The organism is Verrucomicrobiota bacterium (assembly GCA_039192515.1).
In the GTDB taxonomy this organism is placed as follows: Bacteria; Verrucomicrobiota; Verrucomicrobiia; order Methylacidiphilales; family JBCCWR01; genus JBCCWR01.
Window position 1 is genome coordinate 26,924 of sequence record JBCCXA010000031.1, and the last position, 15,400, is coordinate 42,323.

13 protein-coding genes are annotated in these 15,400 nt (G+C 41.8%); 5 read left to right on the plus strand and 8 right to left on the minus strand.

Annotated features, from left to right (window positions below; translation table 11 throughout):
- Window positions 1-7 precede the first annotated feature (7 nt).
- From AAGA18_12560 to AAGA18_12570, 3 genes are all read left to right on the plus strand, one after another.
- Window positions 8-349, plus strand: coding sequence for a hypothetical protein (locus AAGA18_12560; protein MEM9446170.1), 342 nt, complete (start codon window positions 8-10; stop codon window positions 347-349).
- Window positions 350-524: 175 nt separating this feature from the next.
- The gene (locus AAGA18_12565; protein ID MEM9446171.1) at window positions 525-1,094 is read left to right on the plus strand and encodes a M15 family metallopeptidase; all 570 of its coding nucleotides are present in this window, start codon (window positions 525-527) and stop codon (window positions 1,092-1,094) included.
- A gap of 126 nt (window positions 1,095-1,220) precedes the next feature.
- Entirely contained in the window at window positions 1,221-2,063 is an 843-nt protein-coding gene (locus tag AAGA18_12570; GenBank protein MEM9446172.1) for an FHA domain-containing protein, read from the plus strand.
- A 20-nt stretch (window positions 2,064-2,083) separates the two neighbouring features.
- Here the strand turns inward: AAGA18_12570 and cysS are convergent, their stop codons facing one another.
- The 3 genes from cysS to AAGA18_12585 all read right to left on the minus strand — a co-directional run bounded on the left by cysS (window position 2,084) and on the right by AAGA18_12585 (window position 5,221).
- Window positions 2,084-3,520, minus strand: coding sequence for a cysteine--tRNA ligase (gene cysS / locus AAGA18_12575; GenBank protein MEM9446173.1), 1,437 nt, complete (start codon window positions 3,518-3,520; stop codon window positions 2,084-2,086).
- A 1-nt stretch (window position 3,521) separates the two neighbouring features.
- Window positions 3,522-4,973, minus strand: a complete 1,452-nt coding sequence (locus AAGA18_12580; GenBank protein MEM9446174.1) for a hypothetical protein — start codon at window positions 4,971-4,973, stop codon at window positions 3,522-3,524.
- 137 nt (window positions 4,974-5,110) lie between these two features.
- Window positions 5,111-5,221 carry a 30S ribosomal protein THX gene (locus tag AAGA18_12585; protein ID MEM9446175.1) on the minus strand — a complete coding sequence of 37 codons (111 nt, stop codon included), beginning with the start codon at window positions 5,219-5,221 and terminating at the stop codon, window positions 5,111-5,113.
- A 189-nt stretch (window positions 5,222-5,410) separates the two neighbouring features.
- Here AAGA18_12585 and AAGA18_12590 point away from each other — a divergent pair, with 189 nt between their 5' ends.
- Together AAGA18_12590 and AAGA18_12595 are read left to right on the plus strand one after the other, a co-directional pair.
- Window positions 5,411-5,725, plus strand: coding sequence for a YbjQ family protein (locus tag AAGA18_12590; GenBank protein ID MEM9446176.1), 315 nt, complete (start codon window positions 5,411-5,413; stop codon window positions 5,723-5,725).
- A 17-nt stretch (window positions 5,726-5,742) separates the two neighbouring features.
- Complete coding sequence (locus tag AAGA18_12595) at window positions 5,743-6,240, plus strand: heavy metal-binding domain-containing protein (GenBank protein ID MEM9446177.1); 498 nt, start codon at window positions 5,743-5,745, stop codon at window positions 6,238-6,240.
- Window positions 6,241-6,636: 396 nt separating this feature from the next.
- Here AAGA18_12595 and AAGA18_12600 read toward each other — a convergent pair whose 3' ends face one another.
- The 5 genes from AAGA18_12600 to AAGA18_12620 form a co-directional block, all read right to left on the minus strand.
- Entirely contained in the window at window positions 6,637-6,864 is a 228-nt protein-coding gene (locus AAGA18_12600) for a hypothetical protein (protein MEM9446178.1), read from the minus strand.
- 113 nt (window positions 6,865-6,977) lie between these two features.
- The gene (locus AAGA18_12605; GenBank protein ID MEM9446179.1) at window positions 6,978-8,012 is read right to left on the minus strand and encodes a hypothetical protein; all 1,035 of its coding nucleotides are present in this window, start codon (window positions 8,010-8,012) and stop codon (window positions 6,978-6,980) included.
- 186 nt (window positions 8,013-8,198) lie between these two features.
- The gene (locus AAGA18_12610) at window positions 8,199-11,780 is read right to left on the minus strand and encodes a FecR domain-containing protein (protein ID MEM9446180.1); all 3,582 of its coding nucleotides are present in this window, start codon (window positions 11,778-11,780) and stop codon (window positions 8,199-8,201) included.
- A gap of 87 nt (window positions 11,781-11,867) precedes the next feature.
- Window positions 11,868-14,435 (minus strand): VWA domain-containing protein, encoded by a 2,568-nt coding sequence (locus AAGA18_12615; protein MEM9446181.1) that lies wholly within the window; start codon window positions 14,433-14,435, stop codon window positions 11,868-11,870.
- Window positions 14,436-14,549: 114 nt separating this feature from the next.
- Complete coding sequence (locus tag AAGA18_12620; GenBank protein MEM9446182.1) at window positions 14,550-15,260, minus strand: TadE family protein; 711 nt, start codon at window positions 15,258-15,260, stop codon at window positions 14,550-14,552.
- Window positions 15,261-15,400: the final 140 nt, after the last annotated feature.

Below are 15,400 nucleotides of genomic sequence, written 5' to 3' on the forward strand. Positions count from 1 at the left end.
ATAAAGTATGGATCCAAGCTTCAGTTATCTAGCGATTCCCTCAAAAAATAAAGATGCGCCTCAGGACAGCCAATTAGCACTGACCATACGCGATCTTAAAGTGGATAAGCAAGGCAATATGCTTCTATCTTCACCTTGTCTCAATATCCAAGAAATAGATCAAGAAATCGATGACCTCATTATCCAATTAGAAAAGCTTCGCTTTGATGCTAAGCACGAACTCACTCGCCTGAAAAAGTTCCCGGATGTCACTCAAGTTGATGTTCACCAGCCACCTTCTAGGCCTAAAAAGCGCGCTACCCGAAAAGATCTACAAGGTAATGATCCAAAACCATCTCAGAAACATTAACCGCGCTAGTAGTAATGAGATAGGATAATGTTATTATCCCAATCAAGAGCGCTAATAAGCAAAGTACAATAACCATGCCGCATTTTTCCCCTTTGTAATTCTTAATAGATGAAGGCGCTTTAAACTACTCATGCGAATACTTTTTCTAATAACTTATATATATATCGCCATTTTTTTGGTAAAATTAACCTCAGCTCCCTCAAACCACCCTCACCCTGAGCTCTTCAATGTAAAAGAGCACTTGCCTACAGCGATTATTGACATGCGCTACGCTACTAAAAATAATTTTGTGGGTAAAAAGCTTTATAAAGACTCCAATGCTTACCTCCGTAAGGAGACCATCGAAGCACTCAAAAAAGTCATCTCCGAATTAGAACCAAAGGGCTTCCGATTAATTATTCTAGATGCCTACCGCCCTCCTTCCGTTCAAAAAGCACTTTTCGAGAGCACCAAATACAAAGCTTTTGTAGCCCCTCCAATCCCTAAGTATAACCGCCATGGAAGGGGAACAGCCGTTGATGCCTCTCTTGCAGATCTCAATGGCAAACCGGTAGAAATGCCTTCCAAATTCGATGAATTTTCTAAAAAAGCCGACCAAGACTTCTCTGATGTATCAAAAACAGCTGGTAAGCATGCAAGGATTTTGATCCGAGCCTTTCATCAAGCTGGCTTCTCAGGCCTTCGCCATGAGTGGTGGCATTTTGATCTTCGTGGCTGGCAAAACTTTGAAATCATTGAAAATTAATGGATTTCTTTTAGATGCCTGCATATAGGTATTATTGAGCTTGGCTAAGCATAGTGATGTCAATAGATTATCACTTCTATAATAATATATTGATATTATAACCGTGACTATTATAATCATAGAACCGTGAGAGACCTTAGCCCCATTATAGACTGCAAAGTCGGTGACTTTTTGAAAAGTCTGCTACACTGTGCACTTAGTGGCCATCTTACTCTAATCAATCCTCAAAAAGGTCAACGTGCTAGGATTACATTACATCGTGGACTCGTTACAGACGTTGAGTATCTCTACGAAGCCGAGCAACAGCTCCCAGTAACAAATTTTATTGATGCACTCTGTTGGCCCAATGCCTCCTATGAATGGGTTGAGGCCCATACAAGTCGAACAGATAGAATCTTTCCCAAGATCACAGAGATCCATGTAATTGCTAATAACCTTCAGCAGTCTCTTAAACACACAAATTTCTCTGCTGGCACATGTAAACAGTACATCGATATGCGGAGAGCATTTTTCCCGTTTACAATGGTTTGCACTCACAGCACAGGTAAGACTTTTGAGTGTCTAATAGAAAATGAAATCGCTGTATTTGGCCAAGATGAGACTGCTCACATCAGTCTGGAAGATACAGAGATTAGCCCCTCTCATACTAAATTAAAAATAAATCAAAATGGCATGTGGCTAACTGACTTAGGTTCCAAGACTGGTACTAAAATTAATGATCTTAAAATACTGCCTCATGATTTATTCCCATTTACATTTAAAGATCAACTCACTTTAGGTCGCTATCAAATTAAGCCATCGACTGAAACAATTCTGAAAGCCTCTTTATATAAAAATCTTGCTGCACGAGAACTTAGACTACTTACGCGTAAGAGTCACTTGATATCCAATCTAGATCTAAAACAACTTATAAGTAGACACAAGATGCAAAAGAAAATGCAAGAAGCAGATACGACCCTACAGTCCTGACAAGCGCCCAGCCCTCTATGCTAATTCTTTAGGCGGGCCAGCCTGTATTCAGTTTTACTATCCTTTGTAGTCCAGCCCAGTGACTCGATTTTCAACCTGAGCTCATCAGCCCTTGCCCAGTCCTTTGCTAACTTCGCGGTCCATCTCTCTTCGGCAAAAGCTTTGATCTCGTCCGGTGCCACTTCTTCAACCACCCTAGGCAATTCAAGCCCCATGGCATTTAAAATGAAGGCAATCTGATTAAGCCACTCATTCGCTTGGTCTGAGTTGATGTCGCCTTTAGCTATTTCTTTTTCAACATCACGAAGCCCAGTAAATAGTTTACCGTCTGCTTCGGGGGTTTTTAAATCGTCCAGTAAGGCCTCCCAAGCTTGCTGAAATAGGCCTAAATGCTCCAGAGGCTTTTTCACTTGTTGCTGATAGCTCGGCAATGACTTTAGTGTCCCTTTATCCAGCAAGAGATCCACTATTTTTTTTATCTTGAGCAGGGCCTGTTGTGCTGCATGCAGTGTATCTAAAGTAAAATTTAGTGTCTGGCGATAATGCCCTCTCATAAGCACATATCTCATATCCATAGGAGAAAAACCCTTAGCTAGAATATCTTCTAGGGTATATAAATTGCCTAGCCTCTTGCTCATTTTTCCTCCATCTACCATCAAGTGAGCAACGTGAAACCAATGGCGGCAAAATCGCTTACCTGTGCAACATTCACTCTGAGCAATTTCATTTTCATGATGAGGAAAAATAAGATCTACTCCCCCAGAATGAAGATCAAAGTCATCTCCTAAATATTTCATACTCATGGCACTACATTCGAGATGCCATCCTGGTCTTCCTTTACCCCAAGGACTATCCCATGTATTGTCTCCATCATCTTTTCGATAAGCTTTCCAAAGAGCAAAGTCCGCTAGTTGCTCCTTTTCATATTCATCATTATTATTCAAAGAATCAGCTGATCCTATGCGAAGTTCTTGCTCATCTAGGTGTGCCAATCGTCCGTAATGCTTAAATGAGCTAATTGAGAAATAGACTGAACCATCCCCTCCAACATAGGCATGCCCTTTTTCCATTAATTTTTGTATAAGATGAATTTGCTCTGCGATATGGTTAACTGCACTTGGCTCAACATGAGGCTTTAATAGATTGAGTAACTCACAGTCCTTAGCAAATCTATTATACCAGTAGGTTGTAAACTCTTTCAGACTTTTACCCTCTGCTTGAGACTGCCGAATAGTCTTATCATCCAAATCAGTTATATTGCGGACATGCTTCATCTTGAAACCTGAAAGCTCCACAACACGGCGAAGCAAATCCTGAAGAACAAAAGTACGAAAGTTCCCTATATGCGCAGGCCCATACACAGTAGGACCACAGCAATAAATTCTAAGTGCTTTGCCGTCGCTCGGCTCTACTGACAATTTCGTTCTACTTAGTGTATCAAATAAATGAAATTTCACTTTAATTTATCCTTAATAAGATGGCTTCCTCTACCTCAACTAACACCTCAATTGGCAATGATAAGTCATTTAATGCTTGGAGTCTACTCCTGGCAACAATTCCTAGTAGCGGCTTGTTCATACTATCTAATTGATGAAAGTCCTCTGCAGTATCCAATTCGATCACTTTTTCAGAAATAGCACCGTAATAGCGACTCCCCAACATCATACCATATGGGTTCAATGCACCGGAGTCTTCTTTAAATGACATACTGATAAATATACCTTCATTATATTTAGTTGCTTTGAGTTCCTCCCCTAATTCTCGCCACAGTTCCACGTAAGGGGCATACTCCTCTCTTTTAAGATGATAATGGTAATGTGCAGTTATCCAACAAGGAATAGAACTAAGGAGAAGCAAGATGACAGATAGCATAGGCCTGTTACCTAATAGTTTTATCCAGGTCCATGCTGCAAAGACAGCCATTATCGGTAGGATGGGAAAGAGATACCTATGCGAATGCCCTGTTAGAGAACTCATTCCTAGAAAAAAGAGGAACACCCATAACGCACTCAACCATAAAACCTTTTCCTTTCTAAATTCTTTTGCCAAAAGAATCCATAGATTTCCTACAAGGGCCAACCCGGCAAATAAAAACCACTTCTTACTCATCCACCAAATGTAAGTGAATGGGCCATAATTAAAGTCACGTCGAACCATCTCAGACAACTCATATTTTATATAGGTATCAAAGTAAGCATTTCCAAAGCGGATGATTTGCAGAGTAGGCCACACCGAGGCAAGCAATAATGCGAATAGCAAACTTCCCCACAGCCAAATATTATGCAAACGCACACGCTCTGTCCTATTGAATCCAAACCCTAGGAGACAAAATAACCAGATAGCAAAGGGTAATGGAGTTTTTTGCAATGCACCTAGAACACAAACTAAGGCTACTCCAGCCCACCACCTCACATCTCTACAGGCTAGTCCAATCAATACCCAGGTGAGGATACAAAAGAATGCTGCGCCCATATCCAAAATACCAATCCGGGCATATTCAAGAAATGGACCATAGACTAATAATAAATAAACGGAGAGTGCACTCAGCCACCTTACATTTGGGCAATAAATTTTTACCCAGAACGGAAGTATAATGAAAAGGGCTAAACAAAAAAAACCATTCACCCAGCGAACCGCCAACTCCTTATCTGTTTGGCCCAGATAGAATAATGCGTTCAACCAATATTGCAGAGGAGGCTTATTAAAATTAGCTTCATGATTCATGTGCACAGCCCCCCAATCTCCAGTAGTCAAAAAAGACGTGGAACGCTCAGCAGACTTAAGCTCATCAAAATATCCAAGAGGCGCTTCCCCTAGGTTTTGGAAGATAAACACTCCCGCTAAAACACACAGAAAAACAATAAACTGCTTCTCCTGCCATACAGAAAGGGACTTATCCTTAAAATTCATCTATGGAAGAACTCTAGCGTTTATGGCCAATCAGATAAAATTGATCGAGCTGCGCTAAAGCCTTTATAAAAAGATTTTTCGAATGTCGTCGCTTTAGATATATGTCTGAACATGTCAGACATACCAATACCTAGAAACTAAGCGGCTGCTTTTTTTACGGCTTTTCTTCTTGCTTGTTGTGAACGAACATTTCCATAACTTCCGTTCTTCGTTTTTCCTCTTCTGGTTCGCTTATCTCCTTTACCCATGATTCTGATTCTCCATTAAATTTAAGGACGAAGATTGAAACAACTCTAAACGGCTATGTCAACAGCAACCAACCGCTATTCAGAACAAGCTATTCGTATATTTATGACTCTACCCACGAACTCCCATTACAATTTACGCCCTTTTTTCTAATCGCATTTATGTGTTCTCTAGGGCAATTTATTCAAGCTATGATCGTAGTTAATACTGAAATTATTCCCGGAAAAACAATCATTAATGTCAAAGGCATCGTACAAGGTAATACGGTGCGGGCTAAGCATGTAGGCCGAGACATTGCAGCTGGATTTAAAAATATTGTAGGAGGAGAGCTAACAGGCTACACCGAGCTATTAGTAGAGGCTCGAAGCGAAGCCACTGAACGTATGCTTGCTCAGGCAGAGGAACTAGGAGCCAATGCAGTTGTTAACGTACGCTTTGCCACGAGCTCGGTCTCAGCCGGAGCGGCAGAGCTCTACGCCTATGGAACGGCAGTTACAGTCGAGTAGCTTAGTCAATCTCCATCATGACTGCCCTCATCGAGATCTTTTTTCAACTAGGAATTTTCCTTTTATTACTGGGGATCGGTTACTTTTTCGGATCTTACCGTGAAAATAGGCACCTCAAATCCTTGGAACGAAGAGAGAAGGAACTTTCTAGTATCACTCGCTGCAATCTTAAGACTGTCCCAGCAGATTGGACTATTGCATCCTCTAAGCTTGTTGTGGGTTCTGTCGTCATCGCAAACGATTATTTCAAAGTAGTTGTGGCATCTCTAAGAAATCTGTTCGGGGGCCGTGTTAATAGCCTTGTAAAACTTGTCGAGCGAGCTCGCCGAGAAGCAATGGTGCGAATGCTAAGTGAGGCAAAAAAACAAGGTGCTCACATTGTCTGGAATGTGCGAATTGAGACCTCAACCATTGCCTCTGTAAGCCGCTCTTCTGCTGGTGTAGAAGTAACAGCATATGGGACGGCTTTACAGATAAGCAATAAAGCAGAGGCAGTCGATGATTATAAGAGATAAAGACGATCCTTTTTCCATTCATGTGGAACCTGCTTTTCGAGGAAAGGGATTCAAAGCAGACCCTAAAGAGAAAATAACCCAACTCATTCAAAAAAAAGCGCTGACTTAGAAAAAATCCGAGACTCTGTCTGGAGTTAAAAAATTTATGATAAAAGCGGGTACGAAAAGAAGTTCAGGCAATAGCTTGATGAAGCACAATCTCATATATCCCAACCTCAAGAGCTCATATCAACGTTACTAGCTGCTGTTCTCGAAGGATTTTTTCCGCACTAGAAGTGCTTATTTTTAAATCCCGGCAGCTTATTTGGTATCTATGTCATCGTTCTATTTGTTCCCATTGCTGAAGAATTAATCAAGCAATCAGAAAATATCTATCTATTAGAGAGAAGACCTTATCTACTTCATTCGGGTTGGCAGTTCCTCTTTATCGGGGAAGGCTCTGCACTCATTTTCTCTTTGCTCCAGAATCTGATGTATATCCATGTCTACATCTCGCCAGAAGACATAGATGATGACGACCTGTTTTTCCCAATTCGTTGGGTCGTCTGCACCTCTATGCGTATTAGCGCAACACTTATCTCGTGTATTGGGCTCAGGCGCGCTTGGGTAAAATGCATCAAGCAAGGCGCACCTTTTCTACTTGCAGTATCCTACCCCTATTTCCTCGACGCCATAATCCTTCACGGCTGTTACAATTTTTTCGCTATCTTTCTTGACCCAATTTACTCAGGTAGCATTTAGAAACGAAGCTCTAGCCCTGAATTTGCCCCTAAGCTCAACGCTTCATAATCTAAAGCAGCCGCATTAGAATGATTGAAAGTCCAACCAGAGGAGATATTGGCTTGCAGCCATTCTGTAAATTTATATTTCAAAGTTAAACTAATATTTTGCCGTAGATCTTGCCTGCGTGTCGGATCTTCCGGAATTGTCTTAAACTGATAATCCACAAAGGAAAGTTTGTAGTAAACTGATGAAGAAAGGTTACGTGTAATGTTTGCGCCATAGCCTGTAAAGATACTGTATAGAACCTTTGTCTCATCAGCGTCATCCGTCCAGAGCAACTCGTTGGAGTATCCTAAATAGGTATAATGAGCTTTGCTCAAGGGCACTACATATTGAATTGTGGCAGAAAATGAGTGGCTCAGAAAAATCTCTTCACCGAACTTGACCGTATTCTCCCTTGGGTCTGTTGGAGGTTCTCGGTCACTCCCCGCTCTTAATAGATTATAATTATAACGCACTCCCAAAGACAAATTAGGTATATCTGGAAGTAGCCACGTTAGACCGCCACCGACATTCAAACTATCAAAATCTAATACTTCCCAATTTTCATCATAGCGAAACCACTGATAGGAGAGTGTTACTTCGCCATATAGCTGCTCATTTATTTTAGGTAAAAAAGACCCTCCTAATCGACCAACGCGAAAACTATCATCCTGTTTATTACCTGTTTCCAGTAACAATGGATTATCCGTATGGTAGTAACCATAATCTCCAAATAGAAAAAAAGATTGGTACACCGGCTCTCTCTTTAAAATTCTCTGCACCCCTAAGTCATGATCGATAACTTCCTCTACTTTTTCATTTCTCTTAAAAGTGTATTTAATATTTTCCGGGGGCCTCAATTCAGGATCTATTCTGATGTTTCTTTCGGTTTCGGTAAGCGCCTGGTTATTATCAGATTGAGAGCCTTGTGCACAAACAAAACCTTCTCGGAACATGATACTTGCTAATAAGAATAGTTTAAAAAGAGTTAGAGAACTTCGGACCATGATCACCAATGAGACGATGCTAGCGAAGATAATGATAAATAAAAGAAGTTAGCTAGAGCTTACTTTAATCACAGGTTATAACGTAAAAAGTCAAAGCTCCAGTTAAACTCAAATGATTTTATAATAGCCGAACAAAATGGGTAAAAACTTGCAGAGATCTTTAAGTCTCTATGGCATCATTCCAGTTTAAAAAGCGGGAGCCGAACTGTAGCCACCTGAAATTGAGATGGCTCCCGTACCACTAAATGATCCTGTAGTTGAGCTATTACCACCTGACCCAGTGAAATTGGCCGTGTCCGTATAAAGCTCAAGATTACCTCCGTTAACAATGACATTGGCACCATTATTGAGTGTGATAGTTGGAGCTGCTGCAGTCTTTCCTCCAGCTCCATCCAATGTAACTGAACCATCGAATATAATACCGGTTCCAGAATACAATTTCATCAAGCTAGTCGCACTTAAGGTCGAACCACCATTAATATAGAGCTGTCCTCCGGAGCCTACCGCACCTATCCTCAACACATCTGCAGCAATATTAGCTCCATTGATAAGCACATCGCCAGTAGCACCATCAGCTACGACGTTGATCCTACCGTTTGAAACGCCGCCTGTGCTACTCATGAGTGCTTGTAATGAAGACGTATTGTCTATTGCAATAGCTGTCCCTGCAGTCCTATGAGAGAGAATGTCAATCAAACCGCCTCTCAAAGCACGGTCAGTCCCAGCATCAGAACCCACAATAATGTCGCCAGCTAAAGTTATGGCTTGATCTGCTTCCATTAGAACTGTGCCACCATCACCAGCTGTTGTTGTTGTACTGCCACCAACAATAGTGCTAATGGTAGATGTTGACCCTGTGGCAATTGCAGCAGTAGCTCCATCCGCTTTAATACCAATAGTGCCACCACTTCCCTCAGTGCCCACACCGCTTCCGCCGCCATTTGCAACTAGATTACCATCTATGGTGATATATCCATTCGTTGCACTTAAGTCTATCGTGCCTGCATTACCCCCTGCCCCAGAACCAGAACCTCCACCATCTACGTCAAGAGAAGATCCCGCATCTATTGATATATAATCTGGTGCCCGAAAATCGATGATTCCACCGTTTCCACCGCTACTATCCGTGGAAGCACCTCCCTCAGCATACACCTGTGCAGAGATCATACCGATGTGACCAGTTGTAGCTGTAGCATTGAAAAAGCCACTGTTAGCGCCACTAAAACCAGTTGATGTTCCGGTTGACCCAGAAAAACTGGCATTATCTATCTGTCCTGCAGTTACTCCAAATTCAATAGAGGTTGCCGAGTTTAGCGTGAGGCTAGCACCACTAAGCTGCGCATCTGCTATTTCCGCAAAATCTATACCATTGACTATTTGTGCCTCGATGGAGTTCACATTGAATGTATGAAGCCCATTGTCAAATTTAACAATTTTGTTTGCAACCAGATCTGTCCCAGAGCCATAAAAATCCCTTACCCTGAGTTCATCAATTACTCCGGCTGCTGGACCTGTTCCTGAATAAACAATTCTACTTGCGGTGACATCTATATTCGTTCCATTGATCTCATTTGCGTAAATGCTTCCACCAGAAATAATTGAATTTCCAGTAAAGGTGATTGTAATATCACCTGTCACATTTACATCACCCACTGAGTTCACAAAGTCAGAAGATAAATTACCATCCACGTAAACACCACCGCCGTATGTATCCAAGCCCGTTAGACCTAGTAAATTTGCTCCCGTGCTCAAACTACCTATGCTGAAATCAGTAATACCACTAATACCCCCAGGACCAGCAATTAAACTGCTACTGTTCAATGCAGATAAGTCATAACTCCCAGAGCCAATGATTTGGTTTGCTGAGACGTGGAAGGCATTTGTAGCATAGGAGTTACTTCCCCAAGCACCGATTTCAGCAACACCACCTGCTAAAATATCCACAGTCGGAGCCTGCAGATAACCAAAAACATTCACATCATTGTAAGCAGTAATCAGCGCGACGCCCATACCCGACAGATTAATTGAGCCGGCGCCCCATATATCAATGTCACCACCAGAGCTTAACTCCAAATTACGTGCGTTCATCACGTGTCCAAAGAAATCGATATCGGACCCCAATCCTCTCGCATAGAAACTAAGATCTAGGCTTGGATTATCAAACACAGCCAAGGTGTTGATAGTGGTGTTACTTTCACTAACAAAGTAAATGCCATTCAAAGGTGAGAAAGTATAGTTGCTTGGCCCTACATTCACATAGCTCTCAGAATAAATACCTACACGGCCCGTTATCCCATCCAGCAGAATTTGAGGATCTCCCGTAACATTTAAACTTTGCGTTCGAAAGACAGCTGTGCTCTCGAATAGGTCACCAGAAGGACGAGGACCTAAGTAGTTTACAAATTGATCTACTGGACTAGGACCTGGCTCTTGCAAGACCAATGTATAAATATTGTCTACCTGAGGATCAAAGACGACACCACTATAACTCCCTCCACTAAACTCTATAGAGGGATTTGTCGAGATACTCACGCTACTATCCAGTGTTAGTCCCCCAGGTATTATATCAAGCACTCTCTCCGTGTTATCGGGGATTACCCCTTCCGGAATAATAATTGACGGTAATACGGGGTCAGGCGTAGAAATAAGGTCCGGAGGAGAATCTATGCTAGGAGGCCCACCACTTTTCTCAGACTTCCCCTCTCTGTCTTGCTCGCCATTTCCCTTTTCGTCCAACCCTATTTCATTTTCCAACCTGTTACTCTCTAGTTCCTTTCTTTTTTCACTCTTGCTTTTTTCGTCCCTTTTTTGATCTTCTGCAAAATTCTCACTTGTTTCATTATATTCATCAATAAGTTCTAGGTCTTCTTCCTCAAGTGTTACAACATCTCTGCCTTTCCCAAGGATCGCAAAACCAGAATCGGATAGCTCTCCGTTTGCCTTTAGCTCCTCTTGCTGGATAATCTCATTTTCTATAATATTCATATCAAGATTATCTCGCGCCTCCCTACTCTCAATTGAATCTCTTTCTGTTTTCATTTGATCTTGAGAGGTCTCATCAGTTTCTGGCCCCATATCCTGATTGCTTGCGAGACCCTCAGATTTCTCTGCGCTCTTCTTTTCTTTTTGCTCCTCTATTGGGCTTAATGAATCTTGATTACTTTCATCCTTTTCGCCTTCATCCATCCCAGTTACCAGTGAGGAGCTCTTGACCAAAGTCTTAATATCAAAATCTACTGGCTCGGGAATGGTTTTAGCGCCAGCAGGCATTAGCAGCATCTTGCCAGGAGTTAAGATTTGTGTTTCGCCCATGCGACCCGGAATCGACATACGTAACGAGCCTTCCAAAACTAGCACTTTGGCATGTTGGTTTGGCTGATACTCCATCATAATAGTCGTTCCCGTGATAGCAGCGGAAACTGAAGCCGTTTTAATCTTAGTGCCCCCTAGCCCTTTGGGGACTTGAAGTAGCATGACTCCTTTCTTTAAATTGAGGTTTCTCGTTCCCTGATCAAAATTAAAAACCGTATTGGAACCTAGCCTAGTTAAAGTGCGATCCGTGAACATAAGTTCAGCGCGAGATTTAACTCCAGTGGTCACGCTATTGTCACCCTGAATGATTTCTTGTGCACGTGCTTTGCGTGAAGTATGTGACTCAACAACTTCTACTTGATTAATAATTCTCGTAATCTTTGCCTTATCTAATGGCCCAGCCATAGACAAATTAAAAGACAATAAACTCAATCCAGATACAAACCACCTAAGCATAAAGGGATCCCTACTTACTAACCAAGTTGACCTTTAACAAATCGACTTAACAAATCTGTGATTTAATCTGGAGAAAATTTATCCTGCCTATTGAGTAATACTTACCGCGATTCGAGAGGCAATATCAGCAAAAACCTCTTGAAGCTCCGTGGAAGTCTGCGCCTTGTAGCAAACCCCCAATTTTTGTTCATCCCATAATTTCTTTCCGGGCTCACTAGCATTCATATTTGACATCGAATAGTGCTCATTCTTCAAATCATTTCCAAATACAACTGTATAGATTGTGGCGTCATGGTCCCTTCTTGCCAGCCAGCACTGAGCTTCGATGAGCCATTCCGCCATACTTACAATGTTGTCATATGAGAACCTTTCCCAAGCACCTGTGTCCCAACGGTAAAATTCTGTAGGATCACCTGAGACAGAGCTTGCCAGATTCTCTCCAAAGTAAAACTCCGGGTAAATTTCTTCCATGCGAAAGCTTCTACTAGTTCTAGCTCTCTCTCTCAATCTATTACGGTTTGTAGCAATAAACCAAGAGTCTTCATCAATATTATCAATCTCCCTATCCCCATTATCCCATGTTCCAAAACGAGCGTCATCTACAGGCGGCCTCTGGTGGTAGCGAATATAGTGATTATTGAAGACTTCACTACCAGGTATAAACTCTAGTTTCTGATGCTCCATATCTCGCGTGGGTTCAATCATGGCACTACCCCAGCGGATTGATGCATCAACAAGAGGTGTTCTGTAGTAGTAATATGGATATTGGTTGGGGGTTGCTTCAAGGGCCTTCCATTCATCTGGCATGTTGTCGTGCAACACCATATTAGCCAGAACGGTATTACTATCCGACGTCCAATTCTGTCTGGGTGAGCGAATGCGCCCTGGAAACAACAAGATGCTTCTTTCTCCCAGTCGGCTTACTTCATTAGCAACCAAGCTTCTCATAAGCTGAGGCCCCACAATATAGTGCTCCTTAGGTGTTGAAGTCTCGGATCCATCCGGGTTTATAAGATATTCCTTAAGTCTTTTATCCACCCCATCATCTATTACATATCCATATTTACTCTCATCGCTCTTATCATTAATAGCAGACATAACAATGGGAACTGGACTCCTATTTATTAAATTAAAGCTACCTGGAGAAACTCCAGCATCCTCTTCCAACCAAGACCAAGGGGCCCAGAAATCATCATGTTGCGAATTCAAATTATTGCCCTCCATAATGGCTGTAACCACTGCATCGGTGTAGCCAGCAGAATCTGCATCCTCATCAGAATATGATTGAGAACTGGCTTGGCTTCTCCAGGCTAGGGAGTTGTTGTTATTAAAATTATTGGTCCATTGTCCTATATTCGCGTTAACACCTTCTAGGGTAGTAATATCTACGCCTTGAATCAAGGAGGCCAAATCATAGCTACCAACATCGTTGCCACTGCTATCTAGTCGGTCAAATCTAACACCTGATAGATTCCCATTGGAACTCAAGGGTTTGATATTATGAGTCCATGGCACACTATTTTGGCTGTGCACTGTGTTGTAACCTGGCCCTCTAGCCAAAGACCTAGTAGTATTAAAATCTCCGTCTGTAAAGAAAACATAGGATACGTTGACATTATCACGCGCTCCTGGAAGTGCTGAAAAGAAATTCTCTACTACATTATAAGCTACTCGCATTCCCTCTTGAGCATTGGTTCTTTCCCCCAATAAATAATCTTGGCTCACATCATCTGTTGTATCCATCATATCAGAGATGACGTCTTTGAAATTCGCTCTGGGAACAAATGGGCCATTGTTTGGAAATACCACCCTTCCTATGCTAGAGAAATAAACAACACCAAAGTAGTCTTGTTCATTATCAAATTCCTGCACAAAGTTCTTAACCGATCTTATCAATGCCTCATAGCGGGGCCCATCGCCGGTATCTTCAGCTTTCATGGAGCTTGAAGCGTCTAAGACCAGCATAATAATAGATGGCCTCCGACCCACTTCCGTTTCTTGCTTGAGATTCATGTAATTAATGCCCGCAAGAGGCAAAAAGAACGTTCTGTGCTTTACTTCCGCTTTTATTCGAACACTTAGAGCGCGCACTTTCCTGTACTTTTTATAATCCAAATTGTCCCACTCATATCCTTCATAAATTGCCTCTCTCAATCCAAGTGTAGACGTATACGTGTAACCACCCCGAGCATCCCCTACGTTATCTTCTCCGTCATAGCCTCTTGTCTCGGGCCTAGGAAATAAGTTCCCACTACCGATTTTTACAGCAGCTTGCTCAGCAACATAGTAAACGGTCGCCCCATTTGAACTTACCGATTTATATTCATAATCATCTGGATCCCCGCTAAGAGCCTCCCAAGGGCCGGATACCCCCCAACCGGGGTAGTTCGCTTCCATCAAATTGGATACTATTTTTTGTTGGAGATTTACATCATCCGTAAAATTACTTCCCAACCGCAGAGCCGCACCATCTACAGCACGAACCAAGCGAGCTTCATCTATATAGTAGAGGCCAAAGTCTAGCCCCATACCTGAAAAAAGTAATATAGGCAGTAATAGAATAGCAAATAGTGCGGTGTATTGACCGCTCTGCTTTTTATGATGTATTCTCTGAGCAGTCCAATGGTTTTCTTTGCTAAATAAAGAATCTTTCATATTTTTAAATATCGTGTCAATGCCGCTTAGCTTTAACTCATTAGTATTTACTCGATAGGTTATTTGTAATCTTACAGAATTTCCGTCCGCATAGTCTTTTTGATTAAAATAGAGCTAGTAGTATGCAACCTCGTATAGCTGATTGAAGTCAGACCAGCCCACCAATTGATCTAGCCCCGTAATCATATCTACTTCTTGGAATACCTCTACAGCTACAATCGTTTGTAAGTAGCCAATAAAGTCCGTGCTCAAGTTATAATTTTCTGGGTTTTTAATCACGTCAAACGTAGTAGGAACCCCGTCTACCCTAATCACCCTCTTTTCCGTAACGAAACGGGACTTATAATTACTATTCGAAGCTGGGAATGACCCCGAATCATCAATTACTAGTAAATCATCTTCTTCCCCGACGATACCATCACCATCCTCATCTCTTTCTCTCTCAATAGATCCATTAGAATCAATTCTTTTGACCACATTCACAAAAATATTCCAAGAATCATTGTGCTTAGCGTTTTCACGATCAGCAAAATCACCAGGTGCCACCATGTTCATCGCTATATCGTAGGCAGCTTCAAACGGTGCAGAGGCGTCAGCTTCATCACTAGTGGCAGTTCCTTTCACTGACACATAAGCTCTGGCTGCTTCCCTAGCCACTGATGCAAGAGCTTGCCCTTTTCCAACTTGTGAAGCTAAGTCAAAGGCTACTAATGATAAAGTAAGTAGAATTGTCGCAAATAAGGCAACTTCGACTACTGCCTGTCCCTTTTGACTAGATCTCTTTGTTATCCTCTTCGTAATACAATCGTTTTTTATTTGCAGCATATAGAATTCCTTTAATTTTTTATTGAATATTAAGAACTTCTTGATCACCCAGACCAACCCTCATCGAAAAAGCAACTGAAAGATCCAGAAATAACACTCGCTTAGACAATTTTATGCATATTTTGATTAGCATCAATTTC